17 protein-coding genes are annotated in these 18,887 nt (G+C 62.9%); 15 read left to right on the forward strand and 2 right to left on the reverse strand.

Translation table 11 applies throughout. The features are described 5' to 3' along the window. The first annotated feature begins 303 nt into the window (after window positions 1-303). On the forward strand, window positions 304-1,758 hold the full coding sequence (gabD, locus tag M728_RS15930) for an NADP-dependent succinate-semialdehyde dehydrogenase (protein ID WP_026619471.1): 1,455 nt from the start codon (window positions 304-306) through the stop codon (window positions 1,756-1,758). 379 nt (window positions 1,759-2,137) lie between these two features. Beyond that, a complete protein-coding gene (gene hpaI, locus M728_RS15935) occupies window positions 2,138-2,938 on the forward strand; it encodes a 4-hydroxy-2-oxoheptanedioate aldolase (protein ID WP_026619470.1) in 801 nt (266 codons plus the stop codon). Between the two features lie 17 nt (window positions 2,939-2,955). On the opposite strand, the gene M728_RS15940 is transcribed toward hpaI, so the two are convergent. Next, a complete protein-coding gene (locus M728_RS15940; RefSeq protein WP_026619469.1) occupies window positions 2,956-3,834 on the reverse strand; it encodes a GntR family transcriptional regulator in 879 nt (292 codons plus the stop codon). A 189-nt stretch (window positions 3,835-4,023) separates the two neighbouring features. On the opposite strand from M728_RS15940, the gene M728_RS15945 reads away from it, so the two are divergent. The 9 genes from M728_RS15945 to M728_RS15985 all read left to right on the forward strand — a co-directional run bounded on the left by M728_RS15945 (window position 4,024) and on the right by M728_RS15985 (window position 14,650). Further along, complete coding sequence (locus M728_RS15945) at window positions 4,024-5,529, forward strand: UxaA family hydrolase (protein WP_026619468.1); 1,506 nt, start codon at window positions 4,024-4,026, stop codon at window positions 5,527-5,529. 73 nt (window positions 5,530-5,602) lie between these two features. After that, window positions 5,603-6,622: an aldo/keto reductase gene (locus M728_RS15950; protein WP_026619467.1), complete on the forward strand. Its 1,020-nt coding sequence runs from the start codon at window positions 5,603-5,605 to the stop codon at window positions 6,620-6,622. Window positions 6,623-6,733: 111 nt separating this feature from the next. Beyond that, complete coding sequence (locus M728_RS15955; protein ID WP_026619466.1) at window positions 6,734-7,723, forward strand: ABC transporter substrate-binding protein; 990 nt, start codon at window positions 6,734-6,736, stop codon at window positions 7,721-7,723. Window positions 7,724-7,826: 103 nt separating this feature from the next. Further along, window positions 7,827-9,383: a sugar ABC transporter ATP-binding protein gene (locus tag M728_RS15960; RefSeq protein ID WP_026619465.1), complete on the forward strand. Its 1,557-nt coding sequence runs from the start codon at window positions 7,827-7,829 to the stop codon at window positions 9,381-9,383. A 69-nt stretch (window positions 9,384-9,452) separates the two neighbouring features. Beyond that, window positions 9,453-10,430, forward strand: a complete 978-nt coding sequence (locus M728_RS15965) for an ABC transporter permease (protein ID WP_026619464.1) — start codon at window positions 9,453-9,455, stop codon at window positions 10,428-10,430. Window positions 10,431-10,476: 46 nt separating this feature from the next. After that, window positions 10,477-11,499, forward strand: coding sequence for a zinc-binding alcohol dehydrogenase family protein (locus tag M728_RS15970; RefSeq protein ID WP_026619463.1), 1,023 nt, complete (start codon window positions 10,477-10,479; stop codon window positions 11,497-11,499). A 353-nt stretch (window positions 11,500-11,852) separates the two neighbouring features. Further along, window positions 11,853-13,130 carry a polyhydroxyalkanoate depolymerase gene (gene phaZ, locus M728_RS15975; protein WP_026619462.1) on the forward strand — a complete coding sequence of 426 codons (1,278 nt, stop codon included), beginning with the start codon at window positions 11,853-11,855 and terminating at the stop codon, window positions 13,128-13,130. Between the two features lie 193 nt (window positions 13,131-13,323). Next, window positions 13,324-13,752: a DUF2852 domain-containing protein gene (locus M728_RS15980; RefSeq protein WP_026619461.1), complete on the forward strand. Its 429-nt coding sequence runs from the start codon at window positions 13,324-13,326 to the stop codon at window positions 13,750-13,752. Window positions 13,753-13,894: 142 nt separating this feature from the next. Next, window positions 13,895-14,650: a M48 family metallopeptidase gene (locus tag M728_RS15985; protein WP_026619460.1), complete on the forward strand. Its 756-nt coding sequence runs from the start codon at window positions 13,895-13,897 to the stop codon at window positions 14,648-14,650. A gap of 163 nt (window positions 14,651-14,813) precedes the next feature. On the opposite strand, the gene M728_RS15990 is transcribed toward M728_RS15985, so the two are convergent. Continuing rightward, the gene (locus tag M728_RS15990; RefSeq protein WP_026619459.1) at window positions 14,814-15,014 is read right to left on the reverse strand and encodes a YqaE/Pmp3 family membrane protein; all 201 of its coding nucleotides are present in this window, start codon (window positions 15,012-15,014) and stop codon (window positions 14,814-14,816) included. 133 nt (window positions 15,015-15,147) lie between these two features. On the opposite strand from M728_RS15990, the gene M728_RS15995 reads away from it, so the two are divergent. The 4 genes from M728_RS15995 to accD are packed head-to-tail and all read left to right on the forward strand — an operon-like array spanning window position 15,148 to window position 18,849. Further along, window positions 15,148-15,822, forward strand: a complete 675-nt coding sequence (locus tag M728_RS15995; protein ID WP_026619458.1) for a phosphoribosylanthranilate isomerase — start codon at window positions 15,148-15,150, stop codon at window positions 15,820-15,822. Continuing rightward, a complete protein-coding gene (trpB, locus tag M728_RS16000) occupies window positions 15,819-17,039 on the forward strand; it encodes a tryptophan synthase subunit beta (RefSeq protein WP_026619457.1) in 1,221 nt (406 codons plus the stop codon). The genes M728_RS15995 and trpB overlap by 4 nt, the downstream gene beginning before the upstream one ends. A gap of 5 nt (window positions 17,040-17,044) precedes the next feature. Beyond that, entirely contained in the window at window positions 17,045-17,884 is an 840-nt protein-coding gene (gene trpA / locus M728_RS16005; RefSeq protein ID WP_026619456.1) for a tryptophan synthase subunit alpha, read from the forward strand. Window positions 17,885-17,934: 50 nt separating this feature from the next. After that, entirely contained in the window at window positions 17,935-18,849 is a 915-nt protein-coding gene (gene accD, locus M728_RS16010; protein ID WP_026615262.1) for an acetyl-CoA carboxylase, carboxyltransferase subunit beta, read from the forward strand. Window positions 18,850-18,887: the final 38 nt, after the last annotated feature.

The raw sequence follows: 18,887 nt of genomic DNA on the forward strand, positions 1-18,887 counted from the left end.
TCTGAATCCCTTGGGAAGCCTTCGACAGGCATAGGTCTGCCGGTCTGCCGGATTCGGCGAGACGCTACAGAAGACGAAGGATCTTTGAAACGTACTCTCTCAAAAGTGATGTTCCTCGGTTCCTGGTTGCCTGAGGGGGCCTGACGCGGAACGAGAAGCGTAGCGAGACGTTTTCAGCTTGATTCCCGCTTCGGTGCCTTTGGCCGCCTCCGGCCGCAAAATCCGGAAACGCCAGTCGAGACGATTGTCGATCCGGAAAAAAGTTGTATAAGTTCTGTAGATTTTTCCGAGGAAGGACGCGCCATGAACCTGAAAGACCCGTCACTGTTTCGTGAGGCCGCTCTCGTCGGCGAGACCTGGATCGAAGCTGACCCGAAGAACGCGATAGAGGTGAACAATCCGGCGACGGGCGAGGTGATCGGTCGCGTGCCGAAGCTCGGCGCGGTCGAAACCAGGGCTGCGATCGAAACCGCGGCGCGGGTGCAGAAGGAGTGGGCCGCCAGGACCGCCAAGGAGCGCTCGGCCGTGTTACGGCGCTGGTTCGAGCTGATGATCGAGAACAAGGATGATCTCGGCCAGATCCTGACGTTAGAGCAGGGCAAGCCATTGACAGAAGCAACCGGCGAGATCGTCTACGGCGCAAGCTTCATCGAATGGTTCGCGGAAGAGGCGCGCCGCGTCTATGGCGACCTTGTGCCTGGACACCAAAAGGACAAGCGCATCCTGGTGATGAAGCAGCCGATCGGTGTCGTCGCCGCGATCACTCCGTGGAACTTCCCCAACGCGATGATCACTCGCAAGGCCGGCCCTGCCTTTGCCGCCGGCTGCGCCATGGTGTTGAAGCCCGCCGCGCAGACGCCGTTTTCGGCGATCGCCATCGCCGTGCTCGCCGAGCGCGCCGGCATGCCGAAGGGCCTCTTTTCGGTGATCACCGGCTCGGCCCGCGAGATCGGCGCCGAGATGACCTCGAACCCGACCGTGCGCAAGCTGACCTTCACCGGCTCCACCGAGGTCGGTGCCGAGCTCTACCGGCAGAGTGCTGCGACGATCAAGAAGCTTGGCCTCGAACTCGGCGGCAACGCCCCCTTCATCGTCTTCGACGACGCCGATCTCGACGCGGCGGTCGAGGGAGCGCTGATCGCAAAGTTCCGCAATAATGGCCAGACCTGCGTCTGCGCCAACCGCATCTATGTGCAGGACGGCGTCTACGAGGCCTTCTCCGAGAAGCTCGCGGGCGCCGTCGCCAAGCTCAAGACCGGCAACGGCATGGAGGAGGGCGTCATCCTCGGGCCGCTGATCGATAAGCCGGCTCTCGAAAAAGTCGAAGAGCATGTGGCCGATGCGCTCGCCAAGGGCGCTCGCGTCGTGCACGGCGGCAAGCGTCATGCGCTCGGCGGCACCTTCTACGAGGCGACGGTGTTGGCGGACGTCACCCAAGCGATGGCGGTGGCGCGTGAGGAGACCTTCGGCCCGGTGGCGCCGCTCTTCCGCTTCAAGGACGAAGCGGACGTCATCCACCAGGCAAACGACACCGAGTTCGGCCTTGCCTCTTACTTCTATGCGAAGGATCTGGCACGCGTCTTCCGTGTCGCCGAAGCGCTGGAATACGGCATGGTCGGCGTCAACACCGGCCTGATCTCCACGGCGGAAGCGCCCTTCGGTGGTGTCAAGCTTTCCGGCCTCGGCCGCGAGGGCTCGAAATACGGCATCGAGGAATTCATGGAAATCAAATATGTCTGCCTCGGTGGCATCGCCTGAGGCAAGGCCAATTGCAAACAAACCGCCCGGGATTTCTGGGCGGTTTTCTTTTGCTGCGAAGACGATAGTCTTCGTCATCGATTCTGAATAATTGAGCATCAGGACTTTTCTGAGCGAGACTGCGGGCGTCATTGCCCCTCATCCGCCTGCCGGCACCTTCTCCCCGCTCGCGGGGAGAAGGGACAAGCGGCACGCTTCCAGTCCCCTCCCCCGCATGCGGGGAGAGGGTTAGGGGCGGGCCGCTCCAAGCATTACTGCATGTTTCCTTAAATCGTACCCGATCTAAGGACAAAACATGCAGCCATTCAAAGTGCTACAGCGTCCTTTGTGCGTCTGAAAAGACGCACGGCGCTGTAGTTGTGCGAGAGGAGGACGATCCATGCCGGCCCCGAAAAACCCCTTTAAAGCGGCGATCCGCGAAAACCGCTTCCAGCTCGGCCTCTGGGTGGCGCTTGCCAGCCCCTATGCTGCCGAAGTCGTTGCCGGCAGCGGTTACGACTGGCTGCTGATCGACGGCGAGCATGCGCCGAACGACCTGCCGCTGCTTGCGGCGCAATACGGTGCGATCGCCGGTCGGGGGAGTCATCCGATCGTTCGGCTGCCCGTCGGCGACACGGCACTGATCAAGCAGGTGCTCGACACGGGCGTGCAGACGCTGCTCATCCCGATGGTCGACAGCGTCGATCAGGCGCGGCAGCTCGTCCGCGCCGTGCGCTACCCGCCGCAAGGGATCCGCGGCGTCGGCGCAGCGCTGGGGCGGGCGACGAATTTCGGGCGCATCACCGATTATCTCCGGAATGCCAATGACGAGATCTGCCTTCTCCTGCAGATCGAAAGCAAGGCAGGACTGAACGCGATCGATGAGATCGCAGCGCTCGACGGTGTCGACGGCCTGTTCATCGGCCCGGCGGATCTTGCCGCTGATATGGGCCATCTCGGAAATCCAGGCCATATCGAGGTGCGGGCTGCCATTGTCGACGCCTTTACCCGTATCCGCCGCGCCGGCAAGGCGCGCGGCATCATGACGCTCGATCCCGCGCAGGCCCGAGACTACCGCGATCTCGGTGCCGATTTCATGGCGATCGGCACCGACGTGACCTTGCTCGTCAACGCGACAGAGCGGCTGCGCCGGGAATTTTTGGGTGAGGCCGAGCCGACGCGGTCGGAATCCGGCTATTGATCGGACTTTCCGGCCCTTCAGGGAAGGGACTGCAACAGGGTCTCGCGCGCCGATTTCAAATGCAGCCTGCAGGCCTGTTCCACTTGCTTCGGATCACGCGACTGGAGCGCCGCTATATAGGCGAGATGCTCTTCGAGCGCCCGCGCGTTGCGCTCGCGTGCATTCGCCTTGTTCCATTGGTAATGATAGTGGAAGACGATGGCGATGACGTCGTAGAAGTCGATGATGAAACGGTTGCTCGAGGATTTGTGCACCAAAAGGTGGAAGCGCTCGTCGAGCTCCGAGAATTCCTTGTAGCGTCTGTCGATATCGGCAAGCACTTCCCGGTGCACCGCTTCGATTTTCCTCAGTTCCTCCCAGGCCGGATCGTCCTCGGGAAGGCTGACGAAGCGGGCGGCCGAGCGAAGCTCGAACATCTCGCGCACCTCCGTCAGTTCGAGCGCGAACTCGCGGGTGAATCCCTTGAGCACCCAATGGCTGTTCGGCCGTTTCTCGATCAGGCCGAAGCGGCTGAAGCGGATCAGGAACTCCCGCACGCTCGTCGTGCCGGTGCCGATCTCACGGGCAAGCTCCAGCTCGTTGATCTGCATTCCGGGCTCGGCGCCGCCCGCCAGAATCCGGCGCATGAAGCTGCGCTCGATCCGCTCGGCGAGCGAATCGGTCTCCTCGGTCGGAAAATAGTCCGCAGGGTCGGGGGCCCTCAGCACGGTCTTCCGCCGCTTGTCCCAGGCGATCAACCCGAGCTCTTCGCAGCGCGTGAGGATGGCGCGAACGGTCGTGCGACTGACGCCGAGGGCCTGGCCGAGCTCGGGTTCCGAAGGCAGCGCCGACGTTTCCGCGAGCGTCGTCAGACAGCGGTTGAAGGCATCCTTGAAGACGGTGTTCTGCTTCGCCATTGCGTGGTCCGGCGTTTAGGTTGATCGAGAGGTGTCCGCGGCTCGGCGGCGCTCGCAAGCATGTTGGCTCTTGGGTCGTCCTCGGTGCGACGCCAATTATAATACCCATTGACGAAAATCTGTCTATTGTAGATAAAAGACAAAACAGGATACGTGTCGTCAACACGAAAGCCGTTCTGGAGCCAGAGATTGCCCGCACCGTCTTCGATCCTTCTTTCGCCGGAAGACAATGTCGTCGTCGCCACTGCTGCGATCGCGCCCGGCGAAATGCTGGCCGGCGGCGTGCCGGCGGCGGCAAGGATCGATGCTGGCCACAAGGCGGCGATCAGATCGATCAAGTCGGGCGAGCCGGTGGTGAAATACGGCCAGGCGATCGGCCGCGCCACGTGCGACATCGCTCCCGGCGAGCACGTTCATTCGCACAACCTCGCCTTCGACCAGGACCGGCTCTCCATTGGGGCCCCCGTTGCGCCGGAGGCGGCGAGCGAGGCCGACAAGGCGCGCACCTTCCTCGGTTATCGCCGGGCCGACGGTCGGGCCGCGACGCGCAACTACATCGGCATCATCGCCAGCGTGAACTGTTCCACCACCGTCTGTCGGGCGATCGCCGACGAGGCTAACCGCCGCATCCTGCCGAGATATGAAGGTATCGACGGTTTCGTACCGATCGTGCATGACCAGGGCTGCGGCATGTCGTCCACCGGCGACGGCATGAAAAATCTGCACCGTACGCTTGCCGGCTACGCCCGGCACGCCAATTTCGGCGGCGTGCTGATGGTCGGGCTCGGCTGCGAGGTCAACCAGTTGACGCTTTACGGTCAGAGCGGCGCGGGCGCGGAGAAGCGGCATTTCAACATTCAGGAGGCGGGTGGCTCCCGCCGCTCGGTCGAGCGCGCGCTCGGCGTTCTCGAGGAAATCGCGGCGGAAGTGTCCACCGCCCGCCGCGTGCCGATACCGGTCAGCGAGATCATCGTCGGACTGCAATGCGGGGGCTCGGACGGCCTCTCCGGTGTCACGGCCAACCCGGCGCTCGGCGCCGCCGTCGATATCCTCGCTGGCGCCGGCGGCACCGCGATTCTTTCGGAGACCTCCGAGATTTATGGTGCGGAGCATCTGTTGCGCAGTCGCGCCGTCAACGGCGAGGTGGCGGCAAGGCTCGATGAGCTGATCTCCTGGTGGGAGAGCTATGTTGCGTTGCATGGCGCCTCGCTCGACAACAATCCTTCGCCGGGCAACAAGCGCGGAGGCCTGACAACGATCCTCGAAAAATCGCTGGGCGCGGTGGCCAAGGGCGGCCGTTCACCGTTGACAGCTGTCTACAACTACGCCGAACGGGTGACCGAGAGCGGCCTGGTCTTCATGGATACGCCGGGTTACGATCCGGTCTCGGCGACGGGTCAGGTTGCCGGAGGAGCAAACGTCATCGCGTTCACGACCGGGCGCGGAAGCTGTTTCGGCTGTCGCCCGGCACCGTCGATCAAGCTCACCAGCAACACGGCGCTTTATCGGGCAATGGAGGAAGACATGGACATCGATTGCGGCGTCATCGCCTCGGGCGAGGCGACGATCGCCGGTCTCGGCCGCGAGATTTTCGAACTCATCATCGCCACCGCCTCCGGTCGCAAGACCAAGAGCGAACTTTTCGGCTACGGCGACAACGAGTTCGTGCCCTGGCATCTGGGGGCGACGCTTTAAGCGAGCGAGGGGCAAACTCCGCTCGGAACTGAGCATGTAAGAAAGGCGCATCCTTGGAGGGAGGAGACAAGGAATGCAGACGAGAAAGATAGGCCGGACCGATCTTGCCGTGACCGAATACAGCTTCGGCACCGCTCCGCTCGGCGGCCTCTATCGCGAATGCACCCGCGAAGCGGCGATGACGACGCTCGAGGCCGCCTGGGACGCGGGTATCCGCTATTTCGACACGGCGCCCTTTTATGGGCTCGGGCTCGCCGAGCGGCGGGTTGGCGACTTCCTGCGCGACAAGCCGCGCGAGAGCTTCGTGCTGTCGACGAAGGTCGGTCGGCTGCTGCAGCCTGTGCCGCAGGATAAGGTTCCGGACTACTCCTATGTCAAGCCGCTGAATTTCGACGTCACCTACGATTACAGCTATGATGCGATCATGCGGTCGGTGGAGATGAGCTACGCCCGCCTCGGCCTCAACCGCATCGACATCCTCTATGTCCACGATATCGGCGGCTATACCCATGGCACCGCGAAGAATGCGGTATACCTGCGGCAACTCCTGGACTCCGGCCTGAAGGCGCTGGAGGAGCTGAAATCGGGCGGCGTCATCTCGGCCTATGGGCCTGGCGTCAATGAAGTGCCAGTCTGCCTCGAGGTGATGCGGCACGCCGACATCGACTGTATCCTGCTTGCCGGCCGCTACACGCTCCTCGACCGGTCCGCCGTCGCCGAACTCCTGCCGCTCTGCGAGAAGAAGCGGACGTCGCTCGTGATCGGCGGCGTGTTCAATTCCGGCATTCTCGCCACCGGTCCGGTGGAGGGCGCGCATTTCGACTATATGCCGGCGACGGAGGAAGTCAGGGCGAAGGTGGCGGCGATGGAACGGATTGCGCAGGAGCGCGGCATGCCGCTCGCGGCGCCGGCGCTGCAGTTCCCGCTTGCCAATCCCCAGGTCGCTTCCGTCCTGCTCGGCACCGCCAAACCGGAAAGCCTGAATCGGAATATGGAACTCACCGGACGGAAGATCACGGCCGAGGACCTCGCCGCCTTCGAACCTTATACGCTGGTCGCGCCTGAGCTTGGAGCGGAGGCCGTGAGAGTGTGATGCTTCCTGCCGCGATGGCGGGGAGGGTCTCTTTATAAAGGACCGGGCCGCATGCACCTGGCGGATCGGTCTCGATAAACGGAACGAGGTGTAACTGAGAGGAGAAACCTGATGAGCATAGCCAAGCGCATTCTTTCACGCCGTGCCTTCAACGCCCTGGCCGGCGCCGCATTTGTCGCCGCCATGGCGCCCGTGCCGTCTTTCGCACAGGACGTCACCATCCCGATCATCGTCAAGGACACCACTTCCTTCTTCTGGCAGATTGTGCTTGCGGGCGCCCGCAAGGCCGGCCAGGACCTCGGCGTCAACGTACCGGAGCTCGGCGCGCAAGCCGAATCCGACATCAACGGCCAGATCAGCATCCTTGAAAATGCGGTCGCCGGCGCACCGGCAGCGGTCGTGATCGCCCCGACTGAATTCAAGGCGCTCGGCAAGCCGATCGACGAGGCGGCAAAGTCCGTGCCGATCATCGGCATCGACTCCGCCGCCGATTCGAAGGCCTTCTCGTCGTTCCTGACGACGGACAACGTCCAGGGCGGTCGCATCGCCGCCGATGGCCTCGCCGCGGCGATCAAGGAAGCGACCGGCAAGGAAGAGGGTGAAGTCGCGATCATCACCAACCTGCCCGGCGTCGGATCGCTCGATCAGCGTCGCGAAGGTTTCCTCGATCAGATCAAGACGAAATATCCGGGCCTCAAGGTCGTTGCCGATAAATATGCAGACGGGCAGGCGACGACCGGCCTCAACATCATGACCGACCTGATCACGGCCAATCCCAATCTCGTCGGCGTTTTCGCCTCCAACCTGATCATGGCGCAGGGCGTCGGCCAGGCGATCGCCGAAAACAAGCTCGGCGACAAGATCAAGGTCATCGGCTTCGACAGTGACGAAAAGACCGTCGGCTTCCTGAAGGAAGGCGTGATCGCCGGTCTGGTCGTGCAAGATCCCTATCGCATGGGCTATGATGGCATAAAGACGGCGCTTGCCGTTTCCAAGGGCGAGAAGGTCGAGGCGAATGTCGACACCGGCGCGAACCTGGTCACCAAGGCCAACATGTCCGATCCGAAGATCGACGCGCTCTTGAACCCGAAGGTGAACTGAACCGCGAAGAGCGTGGCGTCTCGTCTGGCGCCACGGTGCTTTCTTGGATGCGGCGATCGGCTTGAGAGGCCGGCCGCCGCACTCCGAATGAGAGGAGGAGGTCATGACGACAGGACTTCAAGAGGTCGCACGCCGGCACGAGGCCGAGGTGAAGGCGGTCAGCGGTCGTCCCGTTCCGAGGGGCGAGCCGATCCTGGAATTGCGCGGCCTCCAGAAGAACTACGGCACCGTCGAAGCCCTGAAACCCGCGACCGTCACCTTTCTCTCGGGCGAAATCCACGCGATCGTCGGCGAAAACGGGGCCGGCAAATCTACGCTGATCAAGCTTCTGACTGGCGTTATTCCGCGGACAGCGGGCGAAGTGCTCTGGTGCGGCGATTCCGTCCTGCTTGCGACCCCCAACGAAGCGATCGCTCGCGGCATCAATGCCGTGCATCAGGAGGTGGTGCTCTGCCCGCACCTGAGCGTTGCCGCCAACATGTTCCTCGGCGACGAGATGAACCGTCGCGGCCTCATGCGCAAGCGTGCCATGACCGATGCCGCTCAGGGTGTCCTCGACGACCTCGGTTTCAACCTGCCGGCCAATGCGACCCTCGGCAGCCTGACGATCGGCCAGCAGCAGCTCGTCGCAACCGCGCGCGCAGCCATGCGCGGCACCCGGTTCCTGATCTTCGACGAGCCGACGGCCTATCTGACGCGGCAGGAATCCGCGCAGCTTTTCCGCCTCATTCGCCGGCTGCAGGGCGAAGGCGTGACCATCGTCTATATCAGTCACCGGCTGGAGGAAGTCTTCGAGCTCGCAGACCGCGTGTCGGTGCTGCGCGACGGCACCCATGTCGGCACGCGCGCGGTTTCGGAGACGAACGAGGCCGAACTGATCGCCCTGATGATCAACCGCACGATCGAGCAGATCTATCACAAGGAGCATTTTCCGCTCGGCGAGACGATCGTCGAGACCCGGGGCCTCTCGGGGCCGGGATTCACCGACATATCGCTTTCCGTGCGGGCCGGCGAGATCGTTGGCCTTTACGGTCTGATCGGCGCCGGACGCAGCGAATTCGCACTCGGGCTCTATGGGCGCCAGCCGCTCACCGCCGGAGAAGTCTACTGGCAGGGCCGCAAGGTCGAGATCGGCAACGAGCGCAAGGCAATGGAACTCGGGATCGCGCTCGCGCCGGAAAGCCGCCGTGATCAGGGCCTCTGCCTCAACCTGCCGATCGGCCTCAATATCAACCTGCCGGTCTTCCGCAGGCTGACGCGCGGCTTGACGATCAACCGTGCAGCGGAGGCGGCCAACGCCGACCGCCAGATCCGTGAACTGAAGATCAAGACGCCGTCGCGGCGGGTGCTTGCCTCCGCCATGTCGGGCGGCAATCAGCAGAAGATCGTCATCGGCAGATGGCTCAGTCACGGCGCGAAGCTCTTCATCTTCGACGAGCCGACTGTCGGCGTCGATGTCGGCACCAAGGCGGAAATCTACCGGCTGTTCGCACGGCTCCTGGAAAAGGGCGCCGGGATCATCCTGATCTCCTCCTATCTGCCGGAGGTCTACGAACTCGCCGATCGCCTGCACGTGTTTCGGCAGGGGCGGCTGGTCGCGAGCCATGACCACCGCGCCGCAAGCCATGAGGAAGTGCTGGCGCAGGCGATCAACGCGTAAGCGGCGTCCTTTGTGCGTCTGAAAAGATGCACGACGCTGTAAGAGGAAAAGGACTGCAGGGAGGAAGCTATGAGTGTGGAAACGGTAGAAAGCACTGCGGGACCGACACCGAAGCGAGGCATTAGCATCCTGTTCGGGCTTACGCTCCTCGGGCTGCTTCTCTTCCTCTGGCTGCTTCTGGGTCTCTCGACCAATAGCTTCTGGACCCCGAACAACATCAGCAACCTCTTGCGGCAGGGGGCGATGACCGCCATCCTTGCTGTCGGCCAGACCTTCGTGATCATCACCGCAGGCATCGATCTCTCGGTCGGTGCAGTCGTCGGATTCACCAGCGTCATCGTCGCTTGGCTGCTTGCCGCCGGCGTGCCGCTCTGGCTCGCGCTCATTGCGACGCTCGCGATCGGCGTGCTGATCGGTGCCTTTCATGCCTTCGGCATCGTGCGCATGGGGCTGCCGCCCTTCATCATCACGCTCGCGACGCTGACATCCTTGCGCGGCATCGGCCTCCTGATCACCAACGGCTCGACCATCTCGATCACCAACGAGGCCTTTACCAATTTCTCGCGCGCCGATTTCCTCGGGGTCCCGAGCCTCTTTTGGATGGTGATCGTGATTGCGGTTCCCGCCTATGTCTTCTTGCATCTAAGTCGTTTTGGGCGCTATCTCTTCGCAGTCGGCTCCAACAGCGAGGCGGCCCGCCTTTCCGGCGTCAACGTCAACCGCACGATCTATCTCGCCTATATTCTGTCCTCGACCTGCGCCGCCTTTGTCGGGCTGCTGCTCGCCTCGCGCATCGGCATCGGCAACGCCACGCAGGCCGAAGGCTGGGAGCTGCAGGCGATCGCCTCGTCGGTCATCGGCGGCACGAGCCTCTTCGGCGCCGTCGGCTCAGTCCACGGGCCGCTCCTCGGCGCTTTCATCCTCGCGACGATCAACAACGGCGCCAACCTCTTGAACGTCAATTCGTTCTGGCAACGTATCATCACCGGCCTGCTGATCATCGTCATCGTCTATTTCGACCAACTCCGCCGGCGCGGATCGCGTTGACCGACTCGCAGCCGTGGCCAATCATGATGAAACTTCGGAAACCCGCATGAAGACTGTCGTCTGCCCAGAGCCCGGTCGCCTCGAAATCGTCTCCCGCAAAAGGCCGGAGGCGCCGGCGTCGGGCTGGGTCCGGCTCGCCGTAAGCCGGGTCGGCATTTGCGGTACCGACTATCACATCTTCGAGGGCAAGCACCCCTTCCTCGAATATCCCCGCGTCATGGGCCACGAGATCTCGGCGACGGTGATCGAGGGCGGTCCGGGCACCCGGCTCGCGCCGGGCACGCTGGTGGTCATCAATCCCTATCTCTCCTGCGGAACCTGCGTCGCCTGCCGCAACGGCAAGCCCAATTGCTGCACGGCGATCCGGGTTTTGGGCGTTCACACCGACGGGGCGTTCTGCGAGGAGATCGTCATGCCGGAGCAGAACCTCTATCCGGCTGGGAGCCTGTCGCCCGAGGCTGCCGCCACGGTGGAGTTTCTGGCGATCGGCGCCCATGCGGTGCGGCGCTCGAGGGTCGTGAGGGGCGCCCGGTCGCTTGTTATCGGCGCCGGGCCGATCGGGCTCGGAACGGCCATCTTTTCGCGGATCGCCGGCCACGAGGTGAGGCTTCTGGACACAAGCGCCGAGCGCTTGGCCTTCGGCACCGATGCGCTTGGCTTCGCGCCCGGCATTCTTGCCGACGGGGAAGCCGCAGAGGCGATTGCGAGGGCGACGGACGGCGAGGGTTTCGACGTCGTCTTCGACGCCACGGGCAACGCCGCGTCGATGGAGCGCTCCTTCGCCCATGTCGCCCATGGCGGTACGCTGGTGTTCGTAAGCGTCGTCAAGGACGCGATCCGCTTTTCCGATCCGGAGTTTCACAAGCGGGAGATGACGCTTGTCGCCAGCCGCAATGCGACGCGCGAGGATTTCGACCACGTCATCGCATCGATCGCCGAGGGGCTGGTGCCGGTCGAGGCGCTCGTGACGCACAGGACGACGCTCGAAGGGGCCGTGCGCGACCTGCCGCGCTGGGCTCATGACAAGAGCGGGCTCGTCAAGGCTGTCATCACCGTGGGCAGTGCGTGAGCAGCCCTTACCCGCTGCGTGACTTCGCAATCCTGCGCATCGAGCCCTTCCATCCGAGCAAGGCAGTCGCGGGCACGATATTTCTGGGGACGGTCGCCCGCTTTTAGAGAATTTCCGCCGCCTGAGGTACGAACGTCATAGCGCGACAGCTATGCGCAATGTTATCTCAGTATATTAGTAATATGATTCACTGCGGGGCGGCCTTCCCTGAAAAGTGAGGGGTGTTTTTGTTGCACCGCACAAGAAAAGTGGTAGTCTGGCAGCGATTGCGGACACCAAGACAAACACTCGCAAGGCTTGCGTCCGACTGGGAGCGGCGTTGTCATTGATTTGAAACAAGGGGTACGCGTCCCATGTTCTACCAGCTTTACGAAATGAACCATGCGATGATGGCTCCGTGGCGCACGGCAGCGGATGCCATGCGGCTCGCCTTCAGCAATCCGATGAACCCGGTTTCCCACACCTATTTCGGCCGCGCCGCGGCGGCGGGATTGGAAGTCTTCGAGCGGGCTACGCGGCGCTACGGCAAGCCGGAATTCGGGCTTCCCGAAACGATCATCGACGGGCAGCCGGCGCCGGTGCGTGAAAAGATCGTCTGGCGGGCCCCTTTCTGCAACCTCATCCATTTCGAGCGCGCTTTGCCCAAGGGTCGCGCGCCGGACCCGAAGGTCCTGATCGTCGCCCCGATGTCCGGCCACTACGCGACGCTGCTGCGCGGCACGGTCGAGGCGCTGCTGCCGCATTCCGACATCTACATCACCGATTGGATCGATGCCCGCATGGTTCCCCTCGCCGAGGGGACCTTCGATCTCGACGATTATATCGACTACGTCATCCAGATGCTGCACCACCTGGGGCCGGATACGCATGTGATCGGCGTCTGCCAGCCGGCGGTGCCGGTTTTGGCGGCGGTCTCGCTGATGGAGGCGGAGGGCGATCCGCTCTCGCCCTCGTCGATGACGCTGATGGGCGGCCCGATCGACACCCGCATCAATCCGACCGCGGTCAACCAACTCGCGGAGGAGCGGCCGATCGAATGGTTCCGCGACAATGTCATCATGCCGGTGCCATGGCCGCAGCCCGGCTTCATGCGCATGGTCTATCCGGGGTTCCTGCAGCTTTCGGGTTTCATGTCGATGAACCTCGACCGGCACCTGATCGCCCATAAAGAATTCTTCGCCCACCTCGTCAAGAACGACGGCGATGCCGCCGACAAGCATCGCGACTTTTATGACGAGTACCTGGCGGTCATGGACCTGACGGCGGAATTCTACCTTCAGACGGTGCAGGTGGTCTTCATGCAGCATGCCCTGCCGAAGGGCGAGATGATGCATCGCGGCAAGCGCGTCGATCCGTCGGCGATCCGTAAGGTGGCGCTTCTGACCGTCGAGGGCGAGAACGACGACATTTCCGGCGTCGGGCAAACCAAGGCGGCGCAGACGATCTGCACCAACATCCCGGAGCACATGCGCATGCACTACATGCAGCCGGATGTCGGTCATTACGGCGTCTTCAACGGCTCGCGCTTCCGCCGCGAGATCGCGCCGCGCATCGTCGCCTTCCACCGCGAACACGGCCGCCATCAGAAGCCGGTGGTCAAGCAGATCATCAAGGGCGGCAAATCGGCCTGATCGCCGAGCGCCCGCGCCTGCCTTGCGCTTCCCCGTGATTTCATCGGGGCCGCGGCCGGCACCGATTTATCGGCACAGAGTCAAGGCTTTGATCGATTCCCGCCCGGCGCATCTTGCAGACATCGCGAGGCTTTCCCACATCGTTTTCATCGGGCCGCGACGGGCGGCCCGCTGACTGCGAGGTATCCTGAAGATGAACCAATCTGCATTGATCCGTCCGGATTGGACGCCTGCGACCATTGCGTTGATGGTGCTCGGCTTCATTGTGTTCTGGCCACTGGGCTTGGCAATGCTCGCCTACATCCTCTTTGGTGACAAGCTGAAGGCTTTCAAGAAGGACGCCAACGACGGAGTGAATCGCATGTGTGCCGGCTTCCGACGCAACCATCGCTCGCACTGGGCCCACCATCATCGCACCGGCAATGTCGCCTTCGACGACTGGCGCGAAGCGGAACTTGCCCGCCTCGACGAAGAGCGTCGCAAGCTCGACGAGATGCGCGAGGAATTCGACGCCTATGTGCGTGAGCTCCGCCGCGCCAAGGACCAGGAGGAATTCGACCGCTTCATGCGCGAGCGCAAGAACGGCCGTCCCGGCCCGGCGCCCGGCGCCGAAGCGCACTGATCCGACGGAACGACATCCGGCGTTTCACGTGGAACGCCGGACGTCGCGGCGCCACCTGCCAGAGCGGAATGAGGAAAGTGTCCTCCGTTTCCGCTCGCATCCGCTCTACCTAAAGGCTCCGCGAATCGGCTAGAAAGGCCAAATGTTTCCTTCTCTCAAGCGGAGCCGTGGCAGTGGAACGCTTCTCGATGTCAGGCGTGACATCGAGGTTGCCGGCAAGGTCCTTCCCCTGACCATTCGGCAGAACGCGCGTGCGACCCGGATGACGCTGCGCATCGAGCCCGGCGGGCGGGCGCTGAGGCTCACCATACCGACGGGCCTCCCGGACCGCGAAGTCAACGCATTCCTCACCCGCCATCAAGGCTGGCTGATGACGAAGCTCGCGCGCTTCTCGGGCGAGAGTGAGCTCGAGCACGGCGGAACCATCCTCATCCGCGGTGTTGCCCATCGCATCGAGAGGACCGGTCGGCTTCGCGGGCTGACGGAAGCCGTTGTGGTCGACGACGAGGCGGTCTTGAGGGTCGGCGGCGCGGAGGAGCATCTGCGCCGGCGCATCGCCGACTATCTGAAGAGAGAGGCGCGAGGCGAGCTCGAACGCCTTGTCGCCGTCTATGCCGGCAGGATCGGACGCCGGGCGCGCTCGCTCAGCCTCAAGGATACTCGCAGCCGCTGGGGCTCCTGTTCCGCCGAAGGGGACCTGAGTTTCTCCTGGCGGATCGCCATGGCACCGCCGAAGGTGATTGCCTACCTCGCGGCGCACGAGGTCGCCCATCTTCAGGAGATGAACCATGGGCCGGATTTCTGGACGCTCTGCGAGAGGCTGTGCCCGGGTACCAAGGACGCCAAGCACTGGCTCAAGCGCAACGGCACCATGCTGCACGCAATCGATTTCGGCTAGGCTCTCTGACGAGTAGATGAGCGGATGCGGGCGAAACCGCACGCACTTTCCTCATCCGCTCTCCTGCATGTTTCCTTAAATCGTACCCGATTTAAGGGCAAAAACATGCAGCCATTCAAAGTGCTACAGCGTCCTTTGTGCGTCTGAAAAGACGCACGGCGCTCTAGGCGCGATAGCGCCCGTCAAGCGCAGCCTTTATCTTCTGGTCGGTCTTGTACTGGCTCAACGCATAGACAGACCAGATGGCGGCAGGAATCCAGCCGATAAGCGTGATCTGGAGAATAAGGCAGATGATTCCGGCAAAGGGCCGGCCGATGGTGAAGAATTGCAGCCAAGGCAGGACAAGGGCGATCAGCAAACGCATGGTACTCTCCAATGTGGTAGAATGCATATGGTGAGACGCAGACCGCCCCGCAACGGTTTCTTCCTTCGTACCAGGGCAGACAAAGCAACGGTTTTGCTCGACTCGCGCGGCATTTCGTGCAAGGTCGCTTCCCATGAAAACCGAAGTGAAGATTTGTGGATTGAAGGCGGCCGAGGCCGTGGAGCACGCCGTGTCGCTCGGTGCTTCCCATATCGGCTTCATTTTCTTTCCCAAGAGCCCCCGCAACGTCGAGCCGGATGATGCCGGCCGCCTCGCCGAACGTGTTCGCGGCCGGGCGAAGGTCGTCGCCGTCACGGTCGACGCGGATAGCGACGATCTCGACGAGATCGTTTCGGCCCTCAATCCCGATATCTTGCAGCTTCACGGTTCCGAAAGCCCGGAGCGGGTGCTTTCGATCAAGGCGCTTTATGGCCTTCCGGTCATGAAGGCGCTGTCGATCCGCGAAGCCGGCGATCTCGACCGGATCGATCCCTATGTCGGCGTCGCCGACCGCTTTCTCTTGGATGCGAAGCCGCCGGCCGGCTCAGAACTGCCGGGCGGCAACGGTGTCTCCTTCGACTGGAGGCTGCTCGATGCGCTTGACGGCGGCGTCGATTACATGCTTTCCGGTGGGCTGAATGCAGACAATATCGGCAAGGCACTTGCGCTGACCGGCGCGCGTGCCGTCGATATATCCTCCGGAGTCGAGAGCGCGCCGGGTGTCAAGGATGTGAAACTCATGGACGCGTTTTTCGAGGCGGTTCGCCGGGCGGAAGTCGAGCGGCCACGATCAGGGAGCAAGACGTGAATCAGTCGCCTAAACTGAATTCCTTCAGGTCCGGACCCGATGAGGACGGCCGTTTTGGCATATTCGGTGGGCGCTTCGTCGCCGAGACGCTGATGCCGCTGATTCTCGATCTCCAGGACGAATGGAGCAAGGCCAAGAACGATCCCGCCTTCAAGGCGGAGCTCGAAAAGCTCGGCGCTCATTACATCGGTCGGCCGAGCCCGCTCTATTTCGCCGAACGTCTGACGGCCGAACTCGGCGGCGCGAAGATCTATTTCAAGCGCGAGGAGCTCAACCACACCGGCTCGCATAAGATCAACAACTGTATCGGCCAGATCCTGCTTGCCAAACGCATGGGCAAGACTCGCATCATCGCCGAAACCGGCGCCGGCCAGCATGGCGTCGCCTCTGCCACCGTCGCGGCGCGCTTCGGCCTGCCCTGCGTCGTCTATATGGGCGCGACCGACGTCGAACGGCAGGCGCCGAACGTCTTCCGCATGAAGCTCTTGGGCGCCGAGGTGAAGCCGGTGACCGCCGGCAACGGCACGCTCAAGGACGCCATGAACGAGGCGCTGCGCGATTGGGTAACGAATGTCGAGAGCACCTATTATTTGATCGGCACGGCCGCCGGTCCGCATCCCTATCCGGAAATGGTGCGTGACTTCCAGGCGGTCATCGGTGAGGAGGCCAAGCAGCAGATCCTCGAGGCCGAGGGCCGGCTTCCCGACCTCGTCATTGCGGCCGTCGGCGGCGGCTCCAACGCGATCGGCATTTTTCATCCGTTCCTCGATGATGAAAGCGTCAGGATCGTCGGCGTCGAAGCGGGCGGAAAGGGCCTTGATGGCGACGAGCATTGCGCCTCGATCACCGCCGGCTCGCCGGGCGTGCTGCATGGCAACCGCACCTATCTGCTTCAGGACGGCGACGGCCAGATCAAGGAAGGCCACTCTATATCGGCGGGGCTCGATTATCCGGGCATCGGTCCGGAACATGCCTGGCTCAACGATATAGGCCGGGTCGAATATGTGCCGATCATGGACCACGAGGCGCTCGAAGCCTTCCAGACGCTGACGCGGCTCGAAGGCATCATTCCGGCGCTCGAGCCGTCGCATGCGATTGCCGAGGTCATCAAGCGCGCGCCGAAAATGGGCAAGGACGAGATCATCCTGATGAATCTCTCCGGTCGCGGCGACAAGGACATTTTCACCGTCGGCAAAATTCTGGGTATGGGGCAATAACGATCATGACCGCACGCATGGAGCAAAGGTTCGCTGACGTCGCGGCGGAAGGTCGGCCGGTGCTCGTCACCTATTTCATGGGCGGCGACCCGGATTTCGACACGTCGCTCGCGATCATGAAGGCACTGCCGAAGGCCGGCGCCGACGTCATCGAACTCGGCGTGCCCTTCTCCGATCCCATGGCCGATGGCCCGGCGATCCAGCTCGCCGGCCAGCGGGCGCTCAAAGGCGGGCAGACGCTTGCCAAGACGTTGGAGCTCGCCCGGCTCTTCCGGGAGGGGGACAAGCGCACCCCGATCGTGCTGATGGGCTACTACAATCCGATCTATATCTATGGTGTCGACCGCTTCCTCGATGACGCGCTGAAGGCCGGCGTCGACGGCCTGATCGTCGTCGACCTGCCGCCGGAAATGGACGACGAGCTCTGCATCCCGGCTCTCGCGAAGGGCATCAGCTTCATCCGCCTGGCGACGCCGACGACGGACGACCGTCGTCTGCCCAAAGTTCTCGAAAACACCTCCGGCTTTGTGTATTACGTCTCCATGAACGGCATCACCGGCTCGGCGCTGCCGGATCCGTCGCTGATCGCCGGCGCGGTCGCTCGCATCAAGGCGCATACGCGGCTGCCCGTCTGCGTCGGTTTCGGGGTGAAGACGGCCGACCATGCACGCGTCATCGGCGCATCGGCGGATGGCGTCGTGGTCGGAACGGCGATCGTCAACCAGATCGCGTCGAGCCTGACGGAGGAGGGCGGCACGACTGATGCGACGGTTCCGGGTGTCGAGGCGCTCGTCAGAGGGCTGGCGGCTGGCGTGCGGGCCTCACGGCTCGCGGCAGCCGAATAATTGCCGATATTGACGCGCACAACCCGAAGGGAATCTTCAGGAGTCTATAAGTGAACTGGATCACAAACTACGTTCGGCCGAAGATCAATTCGATGCTGGGCCGCAGGGAAGTTCCGGAGAATCTCTGGATCAAGTGCCCTGAAACCGGCGAGATGGTATTCCACCGCGATCTCGAAGAGAACAAGTGGGTCATCCCGCAATCCGGCTTCCATATGAAGATGCCGGCGAAGGCGCGGCTGAAGGACCTCTTCGACGGCGGAATCTACGAGACCCTGCCGCAGCCGAAGGTGGCGCAGGACCCGCTCAAGTTCCGCGATTCGAAGAAATATGTCGACCGTTTGCGCGACAGCCGCGCCAAGACCGAACTCGAGGACACGATCGTCGCGGGCCTCGGCCTCGTACAGGGCGTGAAACTCGTGGCCGTCGTCCATGAGTTCAACTTCATCGGTGGGTCGCTCGGTATGGCGGCGGGCGAGGCGATCGTAAAGGCCTTCGAACGGGCGATCGCCGAGAAGTGCCCGCTGGTGATTTTCCCGGCTTCGGGCGGTGCCCGCATGCAGGAAGGCATCCTGTCGCTGATGCAGCTTCCGCGTACCACGGTCGCCGTGAACATGCTGAAGGAGGCCGGCCTTCCTTATATCGTCGTGCTCACCAACCCGACGACCGGCGGGGTCACCGCATCCTATGCGATGCTCGGCGACATCCACATCGCCGAACCCGGCGCAGAGATCGGCTTTGCCGGCAAACGGGTGATCGAGCAGACCCTGCGCGAAAAGCTCCCTGAAGGCTTCCAGACCTCGGAATATCTTCTGGAGCATGGCATGGTCGACATGGTGGTCAAGCGCCATGACATACCGGCGACGATCGCCCGCGTGCTGCAGATTCTGATGAAGAAGCCGGCAGAGGCGGCGAAGCGCGAAGCCGGCTCCGACGTCGCCACATTGCCGCTGGCGGCACGAGCCTAAAGTGAGTGGCGTTGCGGCGAGGGGCACGCGACTTGTCG

It is taken from the genome of Ensifer sp. WSM1721, assembly GCF_000513895.2.
In the GTDB taxonomy this organism is placed as follows: domain Bacteria; phylum Pseudomonadota; class Alphaproteobacteria; order Rhizobiales; family Rhizobiaceae; genus Sinorhizobium.